The 23,632-nt window shown below is 37.5% G+C and carries 15 protein-coding genes; 11 read left to right on the forward strand and 4 right to left on the reverse strand.

Features of this window, described 5'->3' with window-relative positions; translation table 11 throughout:
• Positions 1 to 234: 234 nt before the first annotated feature.
• The 9 genes from ATE47_RS13790 to ATE47_RS13830 all read left to right on the forward strand — a co-directional run bounded on the left by ATE47_RS13790 (position 235) and on the right by ATE47_RS13830 (position 16,424).
• Positions 235 to 3,054, forward strand: coding sequence for a T9SS type B sorting domain-containing protein (locus ATE47_RS13790; protein ID WP_062162509.1), 2,820 nt, complete (start codon positions 235 to 237; stop codon positions 3,052 to 3,054).
• A 138-nt stretch (positions 3,055 to 3,192) separates the two neighbouring features.
• Entirely contained in the window at positions 3,193 to 6,009 is a 2,817-nt protein-coding gene (locus ATE47_RS13795) for a T9SS type B sorting domain-containing protein (protein ID WP_062162510.1), read from the forward strand.
• Between the two features lie 113 nt (positions 6,010 to 6,122).
• Complete coding sequence (locus ATE47_RS13800) at positions 6,123 to 8,939, forward strand: T9SS type B sorting domain-containing protein (RefSeq protein ID WP_062162511.1); 2,817 nt, start codon at positions 6,123 to 6,125, stop codon at positions 8,937 to 8,939.
• Positions 8,940 to 9,050: 111 nt separating this feature from the next.
• A complete protein-coding gene (locus tag ATE47_RS13805) occupies positions 9,051 to 12,458 on the forward strand; it encodes a T9SS type B sorting domain-containing protein (protein ID WP_062162512.1) in 3,408 nt (1,135 codons plus the stop codon).
• Between the two features lie 161 nt (positions 12,459 to 12,619).
• Complete coding sequence (locus ATE47_RS13810) at positions 12,620 to 13,408, forward strand: hypothetical protein (protein WP_082632608.1); 789 nt, start codon at positions 12,620 to 12,622, stop codon at positions 13,406 to 13,408.
• 207 nt (positions 13,409 to 13,615) lie between these two features.
• Complete coding sequence (locus ATE47_RS13815) at positions 13,616 to 14,404, forward strand: DUF6759 domain-containing protein (protein WP_062162513.1); 789 nt, start codon at positions 13,616 to 13,618, stop codon at positions 14,402 to 14,404.
• Positions 14,405 to 14,482: 78 nt separating this feature from the next.
• Complete coding sequence (gene trmB, locus ATE47_RS13820; RefSeq protein ID WP_062162514.1) at positions 14,483 to 15,160, forward strand: tRNA (guanosine(46)-N7)-methyltransferase TrmB; 678 nt, start codon at positions 14,483 to 14,485, stop codon at positions 15,158 to 15,160.
• A gap of 114 nt (positions 15,161 to 15,274) precedes the next feature.
• Complete coding sequence (locus ATE47_RS13825; RefSeq protein WP_062162515.1) at positions 15,275 to 15,922, forward strand: DUF6759 domain-containing protein; 648 nt, start codon at positions 15,275 to 15,277, stop codon at positions 15,920 to 15,922.
• Between the two features lie 31 nt (positions 15,923 to 15,953).
• Positions 15,954 to 16,424, forward strand: coding sequence for a DUF6759 domain-containing protein (locus tag ATE47_RS13830; RefSeq protein WP_062162516.1), 471 nt, complete (start codon positions 15,954 to 15,956; stop codon positions 16,422 to 16,424).
• Positions 16,425 to 16,510: 86 nt separating this feature from the next.
• On the opposite strand, the gene rpsB is transcribed toward ATE47_RS13830, so the two are convergent.
• The 3 genes from rpsB to rplM form a co-directional block, all read right to left on the reverse strand.
• Entirely contained in the window at positions 16,511 to 17,272 is a 762-nt protein-coding gene (rpsB, locus tag ATE47_RS13835) for a 30S ribosomal protein S2 (protein ID WP_062162517.1), read from the reverse strand.
• Positions 17,273 to 17,472: 200 nt separating this feature from the next.
• Positions 17,473 to 17,859 (reverse strand): 30S ribosomal protein S9, encoded by a 387-nt coding sequence (gene rpsI / locus ATE47_RS13840; protein WP_042722891.1) that lies wholly within the window; start codon positions 17,857 to 17,859, stop codon positions 17,473 to 17,475.
• A gap of 5 nt (positions 17,860 to 17,864) precedes the next feature.
• Positions 17,865 to 18,320, reverse strand: a complete 456-nt coding sequence (gene rplM / locus ATE47_RS13845; protein WP_062162518.1) for a 50S ribosomal protein L13 — start codon at positions 18,318 to 18,320, stop codon at positions 17,865 to 17,867.
• A gap of 193 nt (positions 18,321 to 18,513) precedes the next feature.
• On the opposite strand from rplM, the gene ATE47_RS13850 reads away from it, so the two are divergent.
• Positions 18,514 to 19,623: a DUF3667 domain-containing protein gene (locus ATE47_RS13850; protein WP_062163563.1), complete on the forward strand. Its 1,110-nt coding sequence runs from the start codon at positions 18,514 to 18,516 to the stop codon at positions 19,621 to 19,623.
• Positions 19,624 to 19,661: 38 nt separating this feature from the next.
• On the opposite strand, the gene ATE47_RS13855 is transcribed toward ATE47_RS13850, so the two are convergent.
• Positions 19,662 to 19,994, reverse strand: a complete 333-nt coding sequence (locus ATE47_RS13855; RefSeq protein ID WP_062162519.1) for a hypothetical protein — start codon at positions 19,992 to 19,994, stop codon at positions 19,662 to 19,664.
• Positions 19,995 to 20,180: 186 nt separating this feature from the next.
• Here ATE47_RS13855 and ATE47_RS13860 point away from each other — a divergent pair, with 186 nt between their 5' ends.
• Positions 20,181 to 23,528 carry a methylmalonyl-CoA mutase family protein gene (locus ATE47_RS13860; protein WP_062162520.1) on the forward strand — a complete coding sequence of 1,116 codons (3,348 nt, stop codon included), beginning with the start codon at positions 20,181 to 20,183 and terminating at the stop codon, positions 23,526 to 23,528.
• Positions 23,529 to 23,632 lie beyond the last annotated feature (104 nt).

Genomic DNA, 23,632 nt, shown 5'->3' on the forward strand with positions numbered 1-23,632 from the left:
TATCTAGCAAATTTAACATAATCAAAAGGAATTTATCAATTAAATCAACAAAAAGAGAGAAAAATAACATTTCAAAGAAGGCAAATTTAAATTATTATCATATACTTTTTATTTTACGTAATAAATTATAAATTATTTAATATATAGTTTGATTAATTGATTTATTGTTAATAATAACAAAAATATTTTGATATATCAAAAATTATTATATTTTTGTTATTCCAACACAATGCTATGAAAAAATATTTACTTTCTTTTGTTTTGATATTTCTATCAATCAATACAATCTTTGCTCAAAAAGATACAGAACACTGGTTTGCGCCGTATTTCGATTCATCGTTTAATACCAATTTTGTCCCAGCACTTTATTTTTCAACAGATTCTACGACTCCGTTTGATGTAAACATTTATAGTAGCAATGTTGTCATCGGAACAGTAACTATAAGTAAAGGCAACCCGCAATCTTTTACTCTAAACACAAATACCATTAAAACAAATGATGAACAGAATGCATCAACACCCCTAAATTTAGGAATTTACACACAAGGTGGAAAACCTTATTTTGCATCCTTAAGGATAGCCGAAGTGGCTCATGGAGAAATCATTACTTCGAAAGGGAGAGCGGGTATCGGGAAAAAATTCTATGCCGCTGCAGCACCCAATCCCATCAGTTCGTCTGTACTGAATTTCACAACAGGTATTTTAGCCACGGAAGACAATACTACGGTTACAATTTCAGGATATAACCCAAATTGCAAATTTATCAATATCCCTTCTCCTACTCCAGTACAAATTATTTTTACATTAAATAAAGGGCAATCTTATGTTATAGCTGGGAGATCGGCAGACGCTGCCGCTAACAGTAATGGATTTATAGGAGCTAAAATTGAAGCAAACAAACCCATATCTGTTACAAACGGTAATTCTCTCGGATATTATGCTAATACTAGTTTTTTACTAGGAGCGGATCTAATTATGGATCAATCCGTACCTACAGAATATTTAGGAAACGAATTTGCTATGGTAAAAAGTCTGTCTACGAGTAATGATAATATGGAAGGCGGAATCATTATTGGTACAGAAAATAACACTGAAATATATTTAAATGACGGAACAACTCCGGTAGCAACCATTGACGAAGGAGAATATTACAGGATTCTACAAAATGAATACAAAAACCAGGGAGGCGGACATTTCAATATGTTCATCAGGACAACTAAAAATACTTACCTGTATCAGCTTATAGGAGTTGGCCCTGGAAATTATACAGGGGGCTATAATTATATCCCACCATTAAACTGTTTTCTACCAAGAAAGATTGATGAAATAGGCAAGATTAATGAAATGCCCGGCATTACTACTGTACCCATTGATTTAAAACTTAACATCTTAACAGAAGCCGGAGCCACAGTTACCGTAAATGGAGTGACACCTACTCCGGCTCAAGGACCTTATCCGCTGACAGGGAATGCACAATGGGTAACATACGGAATCACAGGAATCACAGGAAATGTAACGATTACCTCCACCAAAGCGGTAACCGCAGGGGTAAACGGAGGCTACGCTACAGCAGGTTATGGAGGATACTTTGCAGGTTTTTCTAAAGTTCCGATTATTACAAAACAAGGAAACTGTATTCCCGGAGTGACATTGTCTGTAGAAGACAGCTATGACACCTATCAATGGCAACTCAATGGAACTCCGATTCCCGGAGCAAACTCCTACGCCTATACACCGACAGTTGCGGGAAATTATACCGTAAAAATCACAGTAGGATCATGTCCTGCCGTAACAACAGCCGTTTACAAAGTATACACCTGTCTTTATCAGTCTACACAAGCACTGACTGTTTGTGAAGGATTTAAAGCCATCATTCCGGAATTTACAAACTCTACACAGTCTTATGTACCGAGTACGGTAACCATTGTAACTCCTCCCACAAACGGATCTGTGACTATTGATCCCAATGGTGTGATTGGTTATCTAGCCAACCCGGGGTTTACGGGGACTGACATAATTGTATACAAATTCTGCGGCAACGATCCCGAATTTATTGATTGTGAAGAGGTAACTTTAACATTAACGGTCTCTGAAAATCCTATTGTAAACGATGCAACGCTAAGATCCTGCGCCCTGGAATCTAATCCTGCAAAAGCCTTATTTGATTTAACAACAGCTCCGGTTACAACACAAACAGGAATCACCAAGAAATACTATCCATCGCTTACTGATGCACAAAACGGAACCAACGAAATTCTAAACCCTACAAATTATATAGCACCAAACGGTGTGGTTTACATTAAAGTAACCAACGCAAACGGATGCTTTAAAATTGCCCAGGTTACCCTTATCGTACTTCCACAAGTATATTCCACCACATTAAATGATAAAATTATCTGTATTGAAGACACCACTACCCTGGATGCCGGTCCCGGCTTTACTTCATATACATGGAGCACCGGAGCTACTACCCAGACCATCAACAGTGTTGGCGTAGGAAGCTATTGGGTAGACCTGAAAACAGGAAGCTGCGTGGTAAGACAAAATGTAAAAGTTTATCCATCGGAGCAGCCGGTAATTTCAAATATTGATATTACAAATAATACAGTCACAGTACATGTTATCGGTGGAACTGCCCCGTATCAGTATTCTATAGACAATATCAATTGGCAGACCAGCAATATATTTACGAATGTTACAAGAGGTAATGCAAAAATTTATGTAAAAGATGCTTATGATTGTGAACCTATTGATATCGAAATTACAATTCCTGATCTCATCAATACCATCACTCCCAATGGAGACGGCATCAATGATGTGATTGATTATTCAGCATTATCCCACAAACCGAATTTTGTATTTAATATTTATGACAGATACGGAACAAAAATGCATCAGGGAAACAAAGACAACAACTACAAGTGGAACGGTGCAGTAGCCGGTCACAAAGTACCAACGGGAACATATTGGTTTGATATAAGCTGGAATGAGCCCAACCGTAAGCAAACCGCAGTAAAGTATTCCGGATGGATTCTGGTGAAAAACAGAGAATAATCTTTAAAATATAAATATTTTAACCATGATTTTTAAAAATTATGGTTTTTTTATTGCTTAAAAAGCACATTTTAAGTAGAATGTAAAGAAACCTTAATAGAAATTTTCTATTTTTGCAGTAATCCTAATTCCATATTTATGAAAAGATTTCTATCTTTTGTATTAATGCTCTGTGCATTTAATACACTCTTTGCACAAAGAGACACAGACCATTGGTTTGCCCCTTACTATGACGTTTCTACGGGCGGTGTCTACAATCACGTTCTTTATTTTTCTACGGATGCCACCACTCCGTTTGAAGTAAAGATTTATAACAACAATACTGTGATTGGAACCGTTAATGTCAGCAAGGGCTCACCACAAACTTTTGCTTTAAATGCAAATTTAATAAGAACAACCGCTGCATCAAGCGCGGCGGTGCCTACCAATTTGGGAGTTTATACCAAAGGTGACAGACCTTATTTCGTTTCACTGAGAGCTGCGGTGAGCTCGCATGGCGAAATCATCACCTCTAAAGGTAAAGCAGGTATCGGCACAAAATTTTATGCCGCAGCAACGCCGGTTACGGTAGCTGCGACAGATAAGAATTTTACGACCGGAATTTTAGCAACCGAAGACAATACCACGGTTACAGTTTCCGGATACGACCCGAACATTTCGTTTGTAAATGTACCGTCGCCAACTCCTTTGACCATGACCGTAAACCTTAATAAAGGACAGTCTTATATCCTTACAGGTTTATCTACAACCACTCCGGTAAACAGAGACGGTTTTATTGGTGCCAAAATTGAATCTACCAAGCCAATTTCCGTTACCAACGGTAATGCAAACGGATTCTATGCTACTACAACTTCTTCAGACGGTGCGGACCTCATCATGGATCAGTCTGTTCCTACAGACCGTCTTGGAAATGAGTTTGCCATGGTAAAAAGTATCACTACCAGTTCTGCCAACATGGAGGGCGGGATCATTATCGCCACAGAAAATGATACGGATATTTATTTAAATGACGCTACCACACCAGTTGCCACAATTGATGAAGGAGAATATTACAGGATTCTACAAAGTGAATATAAAGATCAGGGTGGAGGTCACTCCAATCTTTATGTGAGAACCACTAAAAATGTTTATTTATACCAATTGGTAGGTGCTGGATCGGCAAGAAATACAGGTGGTTACAACTATATCCCTCCATTGAATTGTTTTTTACCGAGAAAAATTGATGAAATAGGCAAGATTAATGAAATGCCTAATATTACCTCAGCAATTACTTTAAAACTTAATATTTTAACAGAAGTTGGCGCAGCCGTTACCGTAAACGGCGCAACACCTACTGCAGCCCAAGGTCCTTATCCGCTCACCGGAAATACACAATGGGTAACGTATGCCATCACAGGAATCACAGGAAATGTGACAATTACCTCAACAAAAGCAGTAACAGCCGGTGTGAACGGAGGGTACAGCTCAGCAGGATATGGTGGATATTTTGCAGGGTTTTCTTCTATTCCTTTAATTGCTAAGCAAACCGGAGACTGTATTCCGGGAATTATTCTTGAAGTAGATGACAGCTATGATACATACCAATGGTTCTTAAACGGAACTCCAATTCCGGGAGCAAATTCCAATACATACTCCCCTACAGTTGCAGGAAATTATACGGTAAGAATTACAGTAGGATCATGTCCTCCTGCAGTAACGCCTGTTTACAAAGTTTTCACATGTCTTCATCAGTCTACAAAAGCACTGACTGTTTGTGAAGGATTTAAAGCCATCATTCCGGAATTTACAAACTCTACACAGTCTTATGTACCGAGTACGGTAACCATTGTAACTCCACCTACAAACGGAACTGTGATTGTTGATCCTAGCGGAGTGATTGGCTACACACCCAACTTCGGCTTTACGGGAACTGACACGATTGTATACAAATTCTGTGGAAACGATCCTGATTTTACGGATTGCGAACAGGTAACTTTAACTTTAACCGTTTCTGAAAGCCCGGTTGTAACAGACGCATCATTAAGGTCTTGTTTTATTGAGTCTAATCCGGCAACAGCGCTATTTAATCTGACAACGGCGGCAGTTACAAGCCAGACAGGTATTGTAAAACAATATTACCCTTCTCCTACCGATGCCCAGAACGGCACCAATGAAATTTTGAATCCTACAGCTTACATAGCTCCAAACGGAGTGGTTTATATTAAAGTAAGCAATGCAAACGGGTGTTACAGAATAGCTAAGGTTACACTTATTGTTCTCCCTCCAGTCTATTCAAATATATTGGAAGATAAAATTATCTGTATTGAAGATATGACAACATTAGATGCAGGACCTGGTTTTACGGCTTATGAATGGAGCACCGGTGCAACTACCCAGTCCATCAACAATGTTGGGGCCGGTACATATTGGGTAGACCTGAAAACAGGAACTTGCGTTACAAGACAAACTGTAAAAGTATATGCTTCCGAGCAGCCTGTAATCTCAAATATTGATATTTCCAATAATACCGTTACGGTAAATGTAGTTGGGGGTACTGCTCCTTATCAATATTCAATGGATAATATCAATTGGCAGACCAGCAATGTATTTACCAATGTACCAAGAGGAAACAGTATGGTTTATGTAAAAGATGATTACAACTGTGAGCCTATTGATGTTGAAATTACCGTACCTAACCTCATCAATGTAATAACACCAAACGGAGACGGCGTAAATGATGTACTTGATTATTCTGCTTTATCCCATAAACCGAATTTTGTATTCAACATTTATGACAGATACGGAACAAAATTACACGAAGGAAACAAAACCAGCGGATACAAATGGAACGGTACTGTTGGAGGTAAAAAAGTTTCCACAGGAAATTATTGGTTCGATCTAAGCTGGAACGAGCCAAACAGCAAGCAAACACCGATAAAATATTCCGGATGGATCATGGTGAAAAACCGAGAATAAACAATATTTAATTAAAATTATTAAAAACACGGCTTCAAAACCGTGTTTTTTTTATGCTTTTTCTAAATATTTAGAAATAAAAATCTATTTTTGTTAAAACTAATCATTTGACTATGAAAAAACAATTCTACTTTTTACTTTTACTTGTTTTTACATTCATAAAGATTTCGGCGCAGAGAGATACGGAACATTGGTTTGCACCCTTTTCAGCAGCTAATTTATCTTCTACCGCCAAACAAGCATTATATCTATCAACGGACTCTGCAACACCGTTTGATGTTACTATTTACAATAACAATGTGGTGCTTGGGACTGTTTCCATAAGCAAGGGAAACCCTCAGGTATATAATATCACTGCCGCAGATATGATTGGTTCTTCAGCTGCAGATCTTTTTACTGTAGGAACTAAAGGATTATATTTAAAAGGAACAAAACCTTTCTTCGCGACGTTCAGATTTGTGGTTCCGGCGCATGGTGAAATTTTAACATCAAAAGGAAAAGCCGGCGTTGGTACAAAATTTTATGCTGTTGTAGCTCCTATTACCAACTCCACCTCCGGTATGAATTTTACAACGGGAATTCTGGCAACAGAAGATAATACTACCGTTACCGTTTCAGGGTATGATTCCGCTGTTGTTTTCACAAATGGTACTACTGCAACGACAACTCCAAGCTTTTCAATTACTTTAAATAAAGGACAATCATACATTATCGAAGGAAGAGGAAATCAGCCGGGAAATGCAACCGGTTTTATTGGTGCTAAAATCACTTCGGATAAGCCGGTTTCTGTTACCAACGGAAACTTTTTGGGAGAATACAATATTGGGACACCACTTACGGGTGGAGATATTGTAATGGATCAATCCGTTCCCACCGATAGACTAGGAAAAGAATTTGTCATTGTAAAAGGTTATGGAAATATTTCAGCTAAAACAGAAGATGTTCTGATTGTAGCTACAGAAGATGATACCGAAATCTATGTAAACGACAATCTGGCTCCCGTTGCCACCATTGATGAAGGTGAACATTACCGCGTAAACGAACCTAATAATACCAACTATATCGATCAGGGAAGTGGCCATTACAATATGTACGTAAAAACAACCAAAAATGCCTACGTTTACCAGCTTCTTGCCGGAACAGCAACTTCCAGCGCAACAATTGGTTTTAATTATATTCCTCCGCTCAACTGCCTATTACCTAGAAAAATTGATGAAATCGGGAATATTGAAATGCTTCCCCAGTCTACAAATAATATTAAATTAAATATCTTAACAGAAAAAGGCGCGGCTGTAACAGTAAACGGTGTTACACCTACTGCAGCTCAAGGGCCTTATGACGTAACGGGAACGATGGATTGGGTTTCCTATTCATTGACGGGAGTTACCGGAAATGTCACGATTATTTCCACTAAAGCCGTTACTGCGGGAATTGCAGGAGGAAGCGGTGTTGTAGGATACGGTGGATATTTTGCGGGATTCTCCTCAGTTCCGGCCATCAGCAAAACCGGCGACTGTGTTCCGGGAGTGGTATTGGAAACAGGTGACAGTTTTGAAACTTATCAATGGTACCTTAATGGAGTTCCTATTCCTGGAGCGAATACATACACTTACACGCCGATGCAGCCGGGAGATTATACCGTAAAAGTGGGTATGGGAGGATGTTTTGTAACGACACCTATTTATTCGTTGGATTCTTGTTATGAACAAGTTACAGTATCATCAGTTGTCTGCGAAGCAAAAAAAACAATCATTCCGAAATTTACGAATCATACCGTAGCATTTATTCCGAGTTCGGTTCAGATTGATGTTGCTCCGACTCATGGTACGGCGACAATTGATGCCGCAGGAACTATTACCTACACGGCAACTCCTAACTATGTAGGAAGTGATGTAATAGTATATCATTTCTGTGCAAACCCGACAACAGGAGTAGGATGTGAGCAGGTAACTTTAAATTTATCAGTAGATCCAAATCCTACTGTGCAGAACGCAAGTTTAAGAGCATGCTATATCGAATCAAATCCGAGTAAAGCTTCATTCAATCTTGAAAGCGCTGCTGTTACGTCACAATTTGGTGTTACCAAACTGTATTACCCTACTATGGCGGACCTTACCAATGGGACAAATGTTATTACAAGCACTCTGAATTATATCTCATCCAATACAAAAGTTTATGTAAAGGTAACCAACTCAAACGGGTGTTTCAGTATTGCAGAAATTACCCTGACAGTACTTCCTCCGGTAAAATCTACCGTTTTAACCGATAAAATTATCTGTATTGAAAATAAAGCAACACTAGATGCGGGGCCGGGATTTGATGGCTATGAATGGAACACCGGAGCTACAACTCAAGCGATCACGGTACCTGTGGGAGCCTATTGGGTAAAACTGAAAACAGGTGAATGCTACACTACACAAGATGTAAAAGTTTTTGCCGCAGAACAGCCAGTAATTTCGAATCTTGATATTAAAAATAATACCATTACTGTTACTGTAATCGGAGGAACAGCACCTTATAAATACTCTTTGGACGGCGTTACATGGCAGGATTCAAACTTCTTTGGAAATCTTCCGAGAGGTGAAAACAGTATTTATGTAAAAGATTTTTATAATTGTGAGCCGATAGACGTCACCGTTACCGTTCCTAATCTTCTGAATGCCATCACTCCGAATGGAGACAACAGGAATGACTATATTGATTATTCGGAATTATCATACAAGAAAAATCTTGTATTCAATATCTTCGACAGGTACGGAAATAAGGTGCATCAGGCAAACCAGTTTAGTGCCTACAAATGGGACGGAACCATGTATGGCAAAAAAGTTCCTACCGCAACTTATTGGTATGAGATCACCTGGACAGAGCCAAATAAGGCGCAAACTCAAATAAAATATTCCGGCTGGATCCTCGTAAAAAATGTGGAATAAGAAATTAACATAACCTCGTAGAAACCATGATTTTAAAATCATGGTTTTTTATTTATTTTTTAAGCCATTACCAGTTTTTATTATTAAATTTGTGATAAAAGCTGTAACTAAATGAAGAAAATTCTATCCTTTTTATTTATATTTTATTTCTTCGCCTCTACATTTGCTCAATTGGATAGGGAACACTGGTTTGCGCCTATGGTAGACCGTACCGGAAACCCGAATCCTTACCAGAAATTATATCTTTCTACTAACCGTACGACTCCGTTTCCGGTAAGTATCTATAATAATAATGTTTTAATTGCTACTGTAAATATCAGCAAAGGAAACCCTCAAAAAGTTGATATATTAAGAAATTATATCATTACAACACTACAGGCCGACCTTTTTACGCCCACCACTAAAGGACTTTATGTAAAAGCGGAATTTCCGTTTTATGCCAATCTAAGGTTTTCTGTTTTCAATCACGCGGAAATCATTACTTCAAAAGGAATTCCTTCCACCGGAAAATTATTCTATGCTGCCCACGCTCCCATTACGGTCATTAATCCTATTTTGAATTTTATGACAAGTATCCTGGCAACGGAAGACAACACTGTAGTGACCATCTCAGGATATAAACCTACCGTACAATTCTCAAACGGGACCACTGGAACCACAACTCCGACCATGACTTTTACCTTAAATAAAGGTCAATCCTATATCATTGACGGAAGTGGAAGCAATTCGGGGAATTCTGACGGCTTTATCGGGGCTAAAATTGTCGCCACAAAGCCTGTAAACGTCACCAATGGGAATTTTAACGGTCAATATGCGGGAAATTTTCCCAGCAGCTCGGATATTTTGATGGATCAGGCTGTTCCGGTAGACAGATTAGGAAATGAATTTGCCCTGGTAAAAGGTAACGGAGCTATAACATCAAACATGGAAGGTGCTTTGGTGGTAGCAACCGAAGATAACACAGAAGTCCGCGTGAACAATGAGCTGGTTCCCATAGCAGTTTTAAATACCGGAGAATACTTCAGGATACCGGGTACCAAATATCAACTTCAAGGAAATAACCATTATAATTTATATATTAAAAGTACCAAAAACGTTTACATTTATCAGATTCTTGCAGGAAATTCCACTGGTACAGGTAATGAAGTGGCAACAGGCGGTTTTAATTTTATTCCTGCCCTTAACTGTTATTTGCCAAAACAGATTAATGAACTTGGTCTTATTGATGAAAACTTTGTTCATTCCAACGGTAATCCGACCGGTATTTTAAATGTTCCTACCAAATTAAATTTAATCACAGAAAAAGGCGCTGTTGTTACCGTAAACGGAGTTACACCTCCTGCGACAACGGGCCCTTTCGATATGACAGGAACCAATAATTGGGTTACTTACGGAATTCCGAATACAACGGGAACCATCACTATCGTTTCTTCCAAGGCAATCACAGCCGGTATCAATGCAGGAAGTGACGCGGTAGGATATGGTGGGTTCTTTGCCGGATTCCCGACTCAGCCTGTAATTTTAAAATCCGGAGGCGACTGTATTCCGGGAATTGTTCTTACAATTGACCCTATTATCTATGATACTTATCAATGGTATATCAACGGGAACCCTATTCCTGGAGCAACATCACCTTCAATAACGCCTACGCAACCGGGATATTACACCTGTTCTGTAACGATGGGAAGCTGCGCACCTCTTATAACTGAACAATTCAAAGTTTTAAACTGCACAAGACAAACTGCGGTAACTTATGATATCTGCAGCACTAAAATCATTACTCCTACTTTTACGAGTTCAACACAAACACCTGTTCCTTCGACGGTGGCTATTCTTACCGCACCTTCTTTAGGAACTGCAGTCATCAACCCTACAACCGGAGTAATTACCTACACAGTAACAACTCCCGGAACAACAGGAACCGATACTTTCACTTATACATTTTGTGGAAATGATCCAGATTTTACGGATTGCGAAACAGTAACCGTAACCCTAAACATCCAGGCTTTAATAACAAATAATGCTACCCTGAACGCTTGTAATAATAACGGAACAGGCCAGGGAACGTTTAATTTGACTACAGCAAATGTCACAGGTAACTCCCCGGTAACCATTACCTATTACCCTACCCTCATTGATGCCCAAAACGAAAATCCCGCGGCTTTAATTACGCCTGCTACAGCTTATAATGCTACTCACGGAACTATTGTTTATGCAGTGGTGACCAATGCAATCGGGTGTAAAAGTATTGCACAAATCACACTCAATTTGTTTCCTTATGCACAAGTGACCTCAAATTATACAGGGGTATTTTGTGATGAAGCTGTAGATGGTTCGGTAAATGTTACTTTATCAGATATTACAGCCATTGTTCTCAGTAACCCGACTTATTTTACGGGAGTGAGATATTATGCCAATTTAGCGGATGCTACCGCTGGAAACACCAATACACTTCCTAATAACTGGAGTTATACAACAACCACGACCATTTATATCAGAGTAGATTCTCCAGATGGTTGTCCTCCCGTTATCAAACCGCTTATATTTACAGTTGGCGGAAAAATTCCTTTGATAAAAACGACTCATACCGAAACGGTTTGCGATGATGACCTTGATGGAATCAAATCGATTAATCTTACTCCGTATATAAGCTTGTTTACTACAGATCCTTTGGTAACGGTGACCTACCACGGAAGTTTGGCAGATGCACAGAACGATGTAGCTCCAATAGCAAACCCAATAAATTTTACCGGTACACAAACCATTTACATAAGATTTGAAAAACCGGGAGAATGCCCCAATATTGCCTCCATCACAATCACTATTAAAATCCCGAAAAAGTCTGATATTTTAGTTGATAAAATTATTTGTCCTAAAACATTAACGACATTAAATGCAGGGCCGGGATTTGACAGTTATCTATGGAGTACGGGAGCCACTACACCTTCCATTACTAATGTTCCGGCAGGAAATTATTGGGTAGATCTTACTGTTGACGGCTGTACCTACAGACAACACGTAACCGTTACAGAGTCTCCACTTCCAGTTATCACTTCTATTGACATCAACGGAACTACCGTGACCATCGGGGTCAGTGGAGGAACTCCTCCTTATCAGTATTCTCTGAATGGTGTAGACTGGCAGGATACCAATGTCTTTATGAATGTTCCGAGAGGAAACCACATTATCCATGTACGTGATTCCAGAAGATGCGAAGAGATAACAAGGCCTTTTGTTATTATTAATTTAATAAATACCATTACACCAAACTTAGACGGCTACAACGATGCCATAGACTATTCTTCATTAATGAATAACGACAATGTAGAGTTCAGAATTTTTGACAGATACGGAGCCGAAATCTTCAGAGGTTCATCTGCCAACCGATTCATCTGGGACGGAAAAATCACAGGAAGACCCGTAAATACGGCAACTTACTGGTATTTCATCAGCTGGACAGAATTTGGCGGAACAACTACAGTAAAATATTCTAGCTGGCTTCTGGTAAAAAATTATTAATTTTTGAATTTTAAATGAAGTTTTTTCATAATTTATTAATGAAAACATATTCTATAACATTCATTAACAATTTTATCGTAAAGTTTAATATAACTTTAACCTGTTTTCACTAATAAAATAGGTATACATTGATGCTTTTCTGCGTAATTTTGCCACATTATATGAAGAAGTTGTTTACCTTATTGCTGTTGGTTTTTCTGGTAAAAATTAACGCTCAAATCTATTCTGGAGAAGTTTTTCTCAGAGACAATTCGGTATTATATCTCAACCAGGTATATGTAACCAATCTTTCAACCCAGAAAACGGTTCTTACCGATTACAACGGTGATTTTACTATTCCGGCAAGCCCGGGAGATCTCATCCGTTTTACCTCGATTGTTACAGAAAGAAAAGATATTAAGCTTACCCCTCAAATGCTGGGTCCGAAAAATTTAATTGAGTTAAAAGTAGCTTACCGTGAAATTCAGGAAGTAGTCATCAACAGATTCAAGCCTACAGGAAATCTGAGATATGATGTAAATGCTCTGAAAAAAGCTGATAAAGGCCTTGCCATAAAAAAAGTGATCGGCCTGCCGGAACCGAAAGGCGACGGAACACCTCCACAGCTTCCTGTAGCGGGATTGCGAGACGGAGGCCTTACTTTCAGCCTGGAAAGCATCTATGATATTTTGTCCGGTGAAAGGAAGAAAAAGCAGCGATATGTAGCTTATGAAAGGATGAATAATTCCATCACACAGGTTAAAAATTATTTAGGAAAAGAATATTTCACAAGATTTAAAATTCCTGAAAATTTAATTGATAATTTTCTACAATTCGTTTATACTTCGGAAAATATTGAGCCTTATATTTTGGCGGGTAATTTTGAAGCCGTAAAAATTCCTATTGAAAAATATATGCCTATTTATCAGAGAAGACTGAGAAATTCTCACCTCCAGGAAATTGTAAAATAACAGACTGTTTAATAACATTAAGAGTATCAAAAATTACGATACATTTTTTGTTTTTTTTAAATAATGTTTAATTTAGCGAAAATTCGGAGTTTAAAAATAAAAATAGCTTAATTTCCGTTATCAACTAGACACTAAAAAACTAATACCAATCACCAACACAAAAAAAGGAAAAAAAATATTTTATTTTTTTAAATTTAATATTAGTGAATGAAAAAGATACTTCTACTTTTTAGTGCCATATTATTCGTCAATCTTTCTGCCCAGAAAAAAGGAAAAGATTACAGTGAAATTTTAAAAAGTAAAAATATTTACGAAATCAATGCCTTTCTGAGAGATGCGCATCCTGATGACCCACGCCGGTCTGTCCTGAAACCCCGTGTAATGGACATGATGAAAGAGTACATCAAAAATGCACAACCCGGAGACACCAAAGTAAAGCAGATGCAGGACTGGCTTGCTATGCTTAAAAGAAGGCCTTCCACAAAAATATCTTTCGAGGAAATGAATGCTATCATCAGACAAAAACAGATAGCAAAATATCAGAAACAGCTCCAGATGGGACAGGCTGCCGTGGTCTATACACCAAGCACACCGAAGAATGTCTTTGTTGCCCCCACCACTCCTGAAGTTGCAAAACCTACCGCCGCAATTCCTGATGCAGAAGCCTCGGAATTCAATATGCTAATGGCGGAAAACCCGGTGGAACATAAAAATAAAACAGTAAAAATTCTTAATTCGCTTTTCGACAATGACCCGAATACCAAAGAATGTATTGTGATGATAGAGAACAAATCTGACTGTAATATCATCGTAAGAATGGAGGGAATCGGGACTACAAAATACAGACTTCCTGTTCCTGCGCACGGTGACAATTCTATTGTTGTACAAAAAGGAGATTACCTTTTTACAAGTATTGTGTGCGGAGCGCAATATGCATCTCAGAAAACAATTCAAAAGGCTTTAATGGTAGCGTTGGGAAGTTCGGCCAAGAAATAAATCGATCATAGTTATTTTTTATCGCTAAAAACGAGGCATTTGCGGAAATTTCGTTAATTTTGCGGGATTTTAAAACTCATGGGTAAAAATAAATTAGCAAGATTCGCAGAAAACAAGATATTACCGAATGTTATTCAACCAACAAGGGAAGAAGCTTTAAGTGGTTTTAACCTTAAGGGAAAATGGCGAACAGATTTCTTCAAGAATGATCACCCAATCATTCTTGAGCTAGGCTGTGGAAAAGGTGAATATTCGGTAGGTCTTGCTAAAACATTCCCTGAGAAAAATTTTATCGGTATTGATATCAAAGGGGCAAGATTTTGGTTCGGGGCTAAAGAAGCTGTTGAAAACGGCATGAACAATGTTGCTTTCTTAAGAACTCAGATTGAGCTTGTTGATTCTTTTTTTGGAGAAAACGAAGTAGATGAAATCTGGATCACATTCCCTGATCCGCAGATCAAATACAAGCGTACAAAACACAGACTGACCCATCCGGATTTTTTAAACAGATACAAAAAATTCCTGAAACCGGGTGGAATTGTTCACTTAAAGACAGATTCCGAATTCCTTCACGGATACACTTTAGGTCTATTACAAGGTCTTGGCTATGAAATACTTACTGCCCACCATGATATTTATGGAGCTCCAGAGTATGACCCAAAAACTGAGCATCTAAGAGATATCAGAACCTATTACGAAGAATTGTTTTCTTCCAAAGGAAAAACGATTACTTACATAAAATTTAGAATTCATTAATATGCAAAGATGAAAGAATAATATGACCATCATAATCTCATCTAGTTATATTATCATTTCAATAAAACACACACTCTAAGTCAATGAAAAATAATTTATTAAAATTCATCATTTATGAAAAAAAATTCCCTAATCATTTCATTAGTTCTACTATTGATCTCATGCAGCACAAGTGACAATGCTAAAAATGCTAAGAATATTCTTGAAAGTAAAGATATAGCAGAAATCGAAAGCTTCCTGAAAACTGCACATCCCGATGATCCCAAAAGAAGAGTATTAAAACCTAAATTAATTGCTCTAAAAAATGCAGAATGGACAAAAGGTAAGGAAAATGCAAAGCCAATGGAAGCAAGACCCGTTATTTCTGACATCCCTAGCGGCATCTTTAAAAATTCCAATTCTGCGGAAGCAGAAGAGTTCAAAAAGCTGCTCGCTTCTACTTCTAACGAACATAAGGAGAAGACTGTAAAGCTGCTCAATGCCATGTTTAATGAAGACATCAGCAGTAAAGAGGTTATTCTTTTGTTTAAAAACCATTCAGACTGCAACCTTGTCTTAAGAATTCAGGGTAAAAATTTTTATAATATGGCGGTTCCTGCGAAAGGAGAAAACTTTATTGTTATTAATAAAGGGAATTACACCTTAACAAGCAATGTTTGTGATGTTGTATATTCTTCTAAAAAAGACATCAATAAAAGTATTTTTTTAACGATAAGCAATCCTACGCAAGTTGGAATTCATATAGTTTCCGGGAAAAAGTAAAATTGTAAATTTACAGTCTGAAAATTTTTATATGAGAAAGCTATTTCCTTTTTCCGTGGCTGTTACTGTTATTTCTTTATTTCTGAACAGTTGTGAGACAAGACATTACAAAACAACGGCTGGTAATCCTGTTAGAAAGCCCCACCCTACAAGCTCAAATACGGGAAGCAGTACAACTTCCGCAAGCCAGACAGAAAGAGAATATCAAAATTTAATAAAAACTTATAAATCAGAGACTGCAGACGTTTTAACAGATTTATTGAATGATTCTTCGGATAACCTTAAAACTTCCATTACGGTGGAAAACAATTCCCGTTGTAATATGGTGTTAACGATAAGTGGAAACAACTATTTCAAAAAAATCCCGATTGGAACCAATAAAATAGGTGCTGTAATGGTGCCTAAGAATCAAAATTATAACCTTTCGGGGATGATTTGCAACACGGTTTATCAAAAAACAAAGTTCATTACAAGCTCTTATAACGTGAAGCTTTCTAATTAACTAGAACGGTAAAAACTTAGTTTTATAAACAAAAAACGCTGAATCTTGAGATCCAGCGTTTTTTTATTTAAAAGAAACAATCTTAATTATTCTGCATCGAAATCAGCATCTTTATCAGCAGATACTACTTCTCCTTCTTCTTTAGATTTTTCTTTATCAGCTTTTCTTTGAGACTGACCATCTTTGATAGATTCTGAAACGATGCTCAAAATCATATCGATAGACTTAGAAGCATCATCGTTTCCTGGGATAACGAAATCTACTTTTCTAGGGTCAGAGTTTGTATCAACAATACCGAAAACCGGGATACCTAATTTCTTAGCTTCAGTTACAGCGATATGCTCTCTCATGATATCTACAACGAAGATTGCAGAAGGAAGACGAACCATGTCAGAGATAGAACCTAAGTTTTTCTCTAGGTTAGCTCTTTGTCTGTCTACCTGTAATCTTTCTTTTTTAGATAAAGTTTCGAACGTACCGTCTTTTTTCATTTTGTCGATAGAGTTCATTTTCTTTACAGCCTTTCTGATTGTAACGAAGTTCGTCAACATACCACCAGGCCATCTTTCTGTAATATAAGGCATATTAAGTTCAGCAGCGTGCTTTGCAACTACCTCTTTCGCTTGCTTTTTAGTAGCTACGAAAAGAACTTTTTTACCTGCAGAAGTTAATTTTTCTAAAGCGTTACAAGCTTCGTCCAACTTAACTGCTGTTTTATGTAAGTCTACAATGTGAATACCATTTTTCTCCATAAAAATGTATGGAGCCATATTTGGGTTCCACTTTCTAGTCATGTGACCGAAGTGTACGCCAGCCTCTAGAAGGTCTTTTACATTTGCTTTTGCCATGTTTTCTGTTTTTGTTAGTTTACTTTCCGTCTTTTAAACAATCAACAACTTCTTTAGATGGGAGAAGTGTTTGGATGCTAAACGTAACGGGCAATTTGCTTTAGGCTTTAGGCATTAAGCTGTAAGCTTCAAGCGAGTTAAAAAGTTTAATAAGTTTTTCAAATAGCTTATTGCATATTGCTCTAAGCTTACCGCAGTTCTTAACGTTTTGAGAACTGGAATCTCTTTCTTGCTTTTTTCTGACCTGGCTTCTTTCTTTCCACCATTCTTGCATCTCTTGTAAGTAAACCAGCTGGCTTCAAAGCTAATCTGAATTCAGCATTGATCTCACATAAAGCTCTTGAAATACCTAATCTGATAGCTTCTGCCTGACCTGTATTACCACCACCGAAAACATTTACGGTAACGTCATACTGACCAACAGTTTCAGAAAGGATAAACGGTTGGTTTAATTTGTAAACCATCACGTCTGTAGAGAAATAAGTTGCAGCATCTTTACCGTTTACTGTAATGTTTCCAGAACCTGGTCTTACATAAACTCTCGCTACAGAAGTCTTTCTTCTTCCGATTTTGTGAACTATAGACATATTAATTATTTAAATTCGTTAACATTAATTGTTTTAGGCTGTTGAGCTTCATGTTTGTGCTCAGTTCCTTCATATAAGTAAAGGTTCTTCAATAAAGCAGATCCTAATCTGTTTTTAGGTAACATACCTTTTACAGATTTTTCCAATACTTTTAAAGAATCTTTCTTTTGAAGTTCAGCCGCAGTCATAGACTTTTGACCTCCAGGATAACCTGTATGCCAGATATAAGTCTTATCGTTCCACTTGTTTCCGGAAAGAGTAACTTTCCCAGCATTCAAAACGATTACGTTATCACCACAATCTACGTGAGGTGTAAAGTTCGTCTTGTGCTTACCTCTCAAAATCTTTGCAACCGTAGAAGCTAGTCTTCCTAACGGCTGTCCTTCAGCGTCTACCACAACCCATTCTTTATTAGCAGTAGCTTTGTTCGCTGAAACAGTTTTGTAACTTAATGTATTCACACGTTTTAGTTAAAGATTAAACATAATTTTCCCCTAAAAGGGTGTGCAAAGGTACAAATTATTTTTGGAATGCAAAAACATATTTTATCTAATATATTGAATGAGGCATGAGCTTATACAGAATTTATATTTATTCAAAATCAATAATTTTCGTTTTCCTGAAATAATTATATTTGCCCAAACCTATAAAACTATGAGCCACGGTAAAATACGGATTGAAAAAAACTGTCTGAATTGCGGACATGAGGTAGAAGAAAGATTCTGCCCACACTGCGGACAGGAAAATGTTGAAACGAGACAACCCTTCTATTATCTTTTTACACACTTTTTCGAGGACTTTACACATTATGACGGCCAGTTTTGGGGTACATTAAAAAATCTGCTGATAAAACCGGGAAAGCTTACAAGTACTTATTTGGAAGGTAAAAGGCAGAAATTCGTGCCGCCTGTAAAGCTTTATATTTTTGTCAGTTTCATTACTTTTTTCACATTTGCACTTTTTCCTATGTTAAATATTAATTTAGCAGATCGTAAAGATGCCGGAAATTCGGATAAAGCGAGTTTTTTTGAAAAAATGAAAACCGCCGAAACAAAGAAAATACTCGACAGCATTAAAGCTGAAAAAAATCTTAGTAAACAAGATTCAGCAACTGTTAAAAAACTCAATACATTATTGTCTGACTCTACTAAAATAAATGATTTCGAAGAGACCCTCGAAATGGATAAGAAGATAGATGACGATGTAAATTACGGAGGATACAAAACGAGAAAATCCTATGATTCAGCGGTTACTAAAAACCCATCAGCTTTGGATTTTATAAGAATTCCATTAGCTCACAAATTCTTCGAACTAAAGGAAAAGGGCGTTACAAAAGCCGAAATTATTAAAAATCTGGCAGAAAAGTCTTTTCATAACATGCCAAAGGCTCTTTTCATCTATCTTCCACTATTTGCTTTCTTTCTATGGATTTTTCATAATAAGAAAAAATGGTGGTATTTCGATCATGGGGTTTTCACATTGCATTATTTCTCATTTCTTCTGCTAAATATCTTATTTATATTCCTCATCGCAAAATTAACAAGTGTAATAGACATTGGATTTATTAATGTTCTGTTATACTTATTGATAACAGTTTTATTGCTATATAGTATGATGTACTTCTTTATTGCTCATCACCGGGTTTATCATACACATGGCGTAATAAGCTTTATAATTGGGGTCATATTATTTACCATTAATTTCTTTGCATTTATGATTCTGGTCACGGGCCTAGCTTTAGTAAGCTTCCTGATGATTCACTAAAATATAAAATGAGACCGCCTTTAAGACAGTCTCATTTTTTATTTTCTCAGTGACTTACTTCCTCTGAAGCTTGCAATTAAATAATACGCAACAAAAACCGTAGAAAATTTGAGTACGGAAGGAATAGCCAATTCAAGGTTGAAAATCAAAGTTCCGATTAAAACTAAAACTCCCATTGCCACAAAAGACAAACCCAACTTTTGCGGTAATGTGAAATTCGGGGTATCCAAATAATAAGCGATTCCCCATGCAAAACCGAAAGCTACGGCATAATAAATATCAAGACCAATATTTTCTGAGCTGTAAAAGAAATAATTAATTAAAAAACTTACAACCGTTCCTAATGCAAAATATAGCAGCGCCTTTTTCATACCTTAATATATTATGGATGCAAAATTAGGAATTTAGTTATCATTTCTAAACGAATGTTTGTTAATATGGAAGAAATTTATTCCCTATAAATTATTTAATGATTTAAAAATCAAAAGTTTAAACAGAAATTTTAGGTTGTTATTTTATTGTTATATTTGGAAATTCAGAAATTTTCTAGATTTTTTATGGAAACCCAAAAATATACTCCTAAAAACAAAGTAAGAATCGTAACAGCTGCGTCGTTATTCGACGGCCATGATGCTGCGATTAATATCATGCGCCGTGTCATTCAGGGAACAGGATGTGAAGTCATCCACCTTGGTCACGACAAATCTGCCGAAGAAGTGGTGAATACAGCCATCCAGGAAGATGCCAACGCAATTGCACTAACTTCTTATCAAGGCGGTCACAACGAATATTTTAAATATATCTACGACCTTTTAAGAGAGAAAAACTCTCCGCAAATCAAGATTTTTGGCGGCGGCGGCGGTGTAATTCTGCCTGAAGAAATCGAAGATATCATGTCTTACGGAATCGACAGAATTTATTCTCCGGACGACGGCCGTGAGCTTGGTTTACAGGGAATGATCGACGATTTGGTAAAAAGATCTGATTTCGCGACAGGTAAAGACGTTACGGCAAATGACTTAGATTCAATTAGTTTTGAAAATTCTACGAGCATCGCTAAAATTATTTCTGCTGTTGAAAACTTCTCAGAAGAAAAACCTGATTTGGTAAAAGCGATCGATGAAAAATCAAAAGGCTTAAATATTCCGATCATTGGTATCACCGGAACTGGTGGAGCGGGAAAATCTTCTTTGACAGACGAATTGGTAAGACGTTTCATTCGTTCAAATCCAGATAAAAAAATAGCGATCATTTCCATTGACCCTTCAAAAAAGAAAACCGGAGGTGCATTGTTGGGTGACAGAATCCGTATGAACGCGATCAATGATCCACGAGTTTATATGCGTTCGATGGCGACTAGAGAAAACAATGTTTCTGTTTCTCCGTTCATACATTCAGCATTAAATGTATTGAAATTGGCTCATCCTGATGTAATCATTTTGGAAACTTCAGGTATCGGACAGTCCGGCTCGGAAGTATCTGATTTTGCGGATGTTTCAATGTACGTAATGACTCCTGAATACGGAGCTTCAACACAGTTGGAAAAAATTGACATGTTGGATTACGCAGATTTAGTTGCTTTAAATAAATCTGACAAACGTGGTGCTTTAGATGCGCTTCAAGCCGTAAGAAAACAGTTCCAGAGAAACCATTTGTTGTGGGAAAGTCCATTGGATGACATGCCTGTTTATGCGACAAAAGCATCTCAGTTCAACGATCACGGAACAACAGAATTATACAACAGATTAGTTGCAAAAGTAAACGATAAATTTTCAGGGTTAAATTTGCAAGGTTTTGTTGAACAGGAAATTACAGACGAAGTAACGATCATTCCTCCAAAAAGAGTTCGTTATTTATCTGAAATCGTTGAAAACAACAGACAATACGACGCCAATGTTGAAAAACAGGCTGAATTAGCAAGAAAAATGTATCATATTGAAGGTGTAAAAAAATTCCTTTCTAATGAAACGTTGGATGCTGAATATCAGAAAGCAGAAAAAGACCTTCAACAGGAAAATATCGACTTCCTGAAAACTTGGGAAGACACTAAAAAAGCCTTCCATGAAGAGTTTTATTCCTATTTCGTTCGTGGAAAAGAAATTAAAGTTGAAACCTCAACCGAATCTTTATCCCATTTAAGAATTCCAAAAATTGCTCTTCCAAAATACACCGATTGGGGTGATTTGATCAAATGGAAAGGTCAGGAAAACCTTCCTGGAGGGTTTCCTTATACAGCGGGAATTTATCCTTTCAAAAGAACAGGAGAAGACCCGACAAGAATGTTTGCCGGAGAAGGCGGTCCTGAAAGAACCAACAGAAGATTCCACTATGTTTCTGCAGAAATGGATGCAAAACGTCTGTCAACAGCCTTTGACTCTGTAACGTTGTACGGTCAAGACCCTGCTTTACCACCGGATATTTACGGTAAAATTGGAAATGCGGGAGTTTCAATTGCGACTTTAGATGATGCGAAAAAATTGTATTCCGGATTTGATTTGGTGAATGCAATGACTTCCGTTTCAATGACGATCAACGGACCGGCGCCGATGTTGTTGGCCTTCTTTATGAACGCAGCCATCGATCAGAATGTTGAAAAATACATCGCTGAACATAATCTCCAGGATAAAGTTGAAGCTGTTTTAAAAGCAAAATTTGACGATAAAGGCTTAGAAAGACCAAAATATAACGGAGAACTTCCTCCTTCCAACAATGGTCTAGGTTTAAAATTATTAGGAATTACGGGTGATGAAGTTATTCCTGCTGAGGCTTATGCTGAAATTAAAGCTAAAACAATTGCAACGGTTCGTGGAACGGTTCAGGCTGATATTTTAAAAGAAGACCAGGCTCAGAATACATGTATTTTCTCCACTGAATTTGCCCTTCGTTTGATGGGCGACGTTCAGGAATATTTTATTACCGAAAAAGTAAGAAACTTCTATTCGGTTTCTATTTCAGGATATCACATTGCAGAAGCGGGTGCGAATCCGGTTTCTCAGCTGGCATTTACATTGGCAAACGGTTTCACGTATGTGGAATATTATTTGTCAAGAGGAATGGATATCAATGATTTTGCACCGAATTTATCATTCTTCTTCTCTAACGGTATCGACCCTGAATATTCAGTGATCGGCCGTGTAGCAAGAAGAATCTGGGCAAAAGCAATGAAGCTGAAGTACGGAGCAGACGAAAGAAGCCAGATGCTGAAATACCACATCCAGACTTCAGGCCGTTCGCTTCACGCTCAGGAAATTGATTTCAATGATATCAGAACAACCCTTCAGGCTCTTTATGCGATCTATGACAACTGTAATTCTCTTCACACGAATGCTTACGACGAGGCGATTACAACACCGACTGAGCAGTCTGTGAGAAGAGCAATGGCGATTCAGTTAATTATCAATAAAGAATTAGGATTGGCGAAAAATGAAAATCCGCTTCAAGGTTCATTTATTATTGAAGAATTAACGGATTTAGTTGAAGAAGCTGTTTATGCTGAATTCGACAGAATCACAGAAAGAGGTGGTGTTTTGGGTGCGATGGAAACGATGTACCAACGTTCAAAAATTCAGGAAGAATCCATGCATTACGAATGGTTGAAACATACCGGAGAATACCCAATCATCGGGGTAAATACTTTCTTAGGAAAAGACGGTTCGCCAACGGTTCGTCCGGGAGAAGTGATCCGTTCGACTGAGGAAGAAAAGCAGGTTCAGATCGAGACACTTCATAATTTCCAAAAAGCAAATGAAGATAAATCCGAAGAAGCTCTTAAAAAACTTCAACACGCAGCCATCAATCAGCAGAATTTATTTAATGTAATGATGGATGCCGTAAAATATTGTTCGCTTGGACAAATCACCAATGCTTTATTTGAAGTAGGCGGTAAATACAGAAGAAACATGTAGTCCGTAGCCGGACGGGCAATTTGACTACTAACTGTTTTAATAATTATAAATCAAACCTCAAGGAAATTTCTTTGAGGTTTTTTGTACTTTTACTCCACAGAAAA

This window comes from Chryseobacterium sp. IHB B 17019, from assembly GCF_001456155.1.
In the GTDB taxonomy this organism is placed as follows: Bacteria; Bacteroidota; Bacteroidia; order Flavobacteriales; family Weeksellaceae; genus Chryseobacterium.

What these genes read in the sequence shown, in the direction of transcription:
- ATE47_RS13855 (WP_062162519.1), bottom strand. Translation starts at nt 19,994, where the DNA reads ATGAAAAAGGCGCTGCTATATTTTGCATTAGGAACGGTTGTAAGTTTT.
- ATE47_RS13810 (WP_082632608.1), top strand. Translation starts at nt 12,620, where the DNA reads ATGAAGAAGTTGTTTACCTTATTGCTGTTGGTTTTTCTGGTAAAAATT.
- ATE47_RS13815 (WP_062162513.1), top strand. Translation starts at nt 13,616, where the DNA reads ATGAAAAAGATACTTCTACTTTTTAGTGCCATATTATTCGTCAATCTT.
- rpsB (WP_062162517.1), bottom strand. Translation starts at nt 17,272, where the DNA reads ATGGCAAAAGCAAATGTAAAAGACCTTCTAGAGGCTGGCGTACACTTC.
- ATE47_RS13790 (WP_062162509.1), top strand. Translation starts at nt 235, where the DNA reads ATGAAAAAATATTTACTTTCTTTTGTTTTGATATTTCTATCAATCAAT.
- ATE47_RS13800 (WP_062162511.1), top strand. Translation starts at nt 6,123, where the DNA reads ATGAAAAAACAATTCTACTTTTTACTTTTACTTGTTTTTACATTCATA.
- rpsI (WP_042722891.1), bottom strand. Translation starts at nt 17,859, where the DNA reads ATGTCTATAGTTCACAAAATCGGAAGAAGAAAGACTTCTGTAGCGAGA.
- ATE47_RS13805 (WP_062162512.1), top strand. Translation starts at nt 9,051, where the DNA reads ATGAAGAAAATTCTATCCTTTTTATTTATATTTTATTTCTTCGCCTCT.
- ATE47_RS13850 (WP_062163563.1), top strand. Translation starts at nt 18,514, where the DNA reads ATGAGCCACGGTAAAATACGGATTGAAAAAAACTGTCTGAATTGCGGA.
- ATE47_RS13860 (WP_062162520.1), top strand. Translation starts at nt 20,181, where the DNA reads ATGGAAACCCAAAAATATACTCCTAAAAACAAAGTAAGAATCGTAACA.
- ATE47_RS13830 (WP_062162516.1), top strand. Translation starts at nt 15,954, where the DNA reads ATGAGAAAGCTATTTCCTTTTTCCGTGGCTGTTACTGTTATTTCTTTA.
- ATE47_RS13825 (WP_062162515.1), top strand. Translation starts at nt 15,275, where the DNA reads ATGAAAAAAAATTCCCTAATCATTTCATTAGTTCTACTATTGATCTCA.
- ATE47_RS13795 (WP_062162510.1), top strand. Translation starts at nt 3,193, where the DNA reads ATGAAAAGATTTCTATCTTTTGTATTAATGCTCTGTGCATTTAATACA.
- trmB (WP_062162514.1), top strand. Translation starts at nt 14,483, where the DNA reads ATGGGTAAAAATAAATTAGCAAGATTCGCAGAAAACAAGATATTACCG.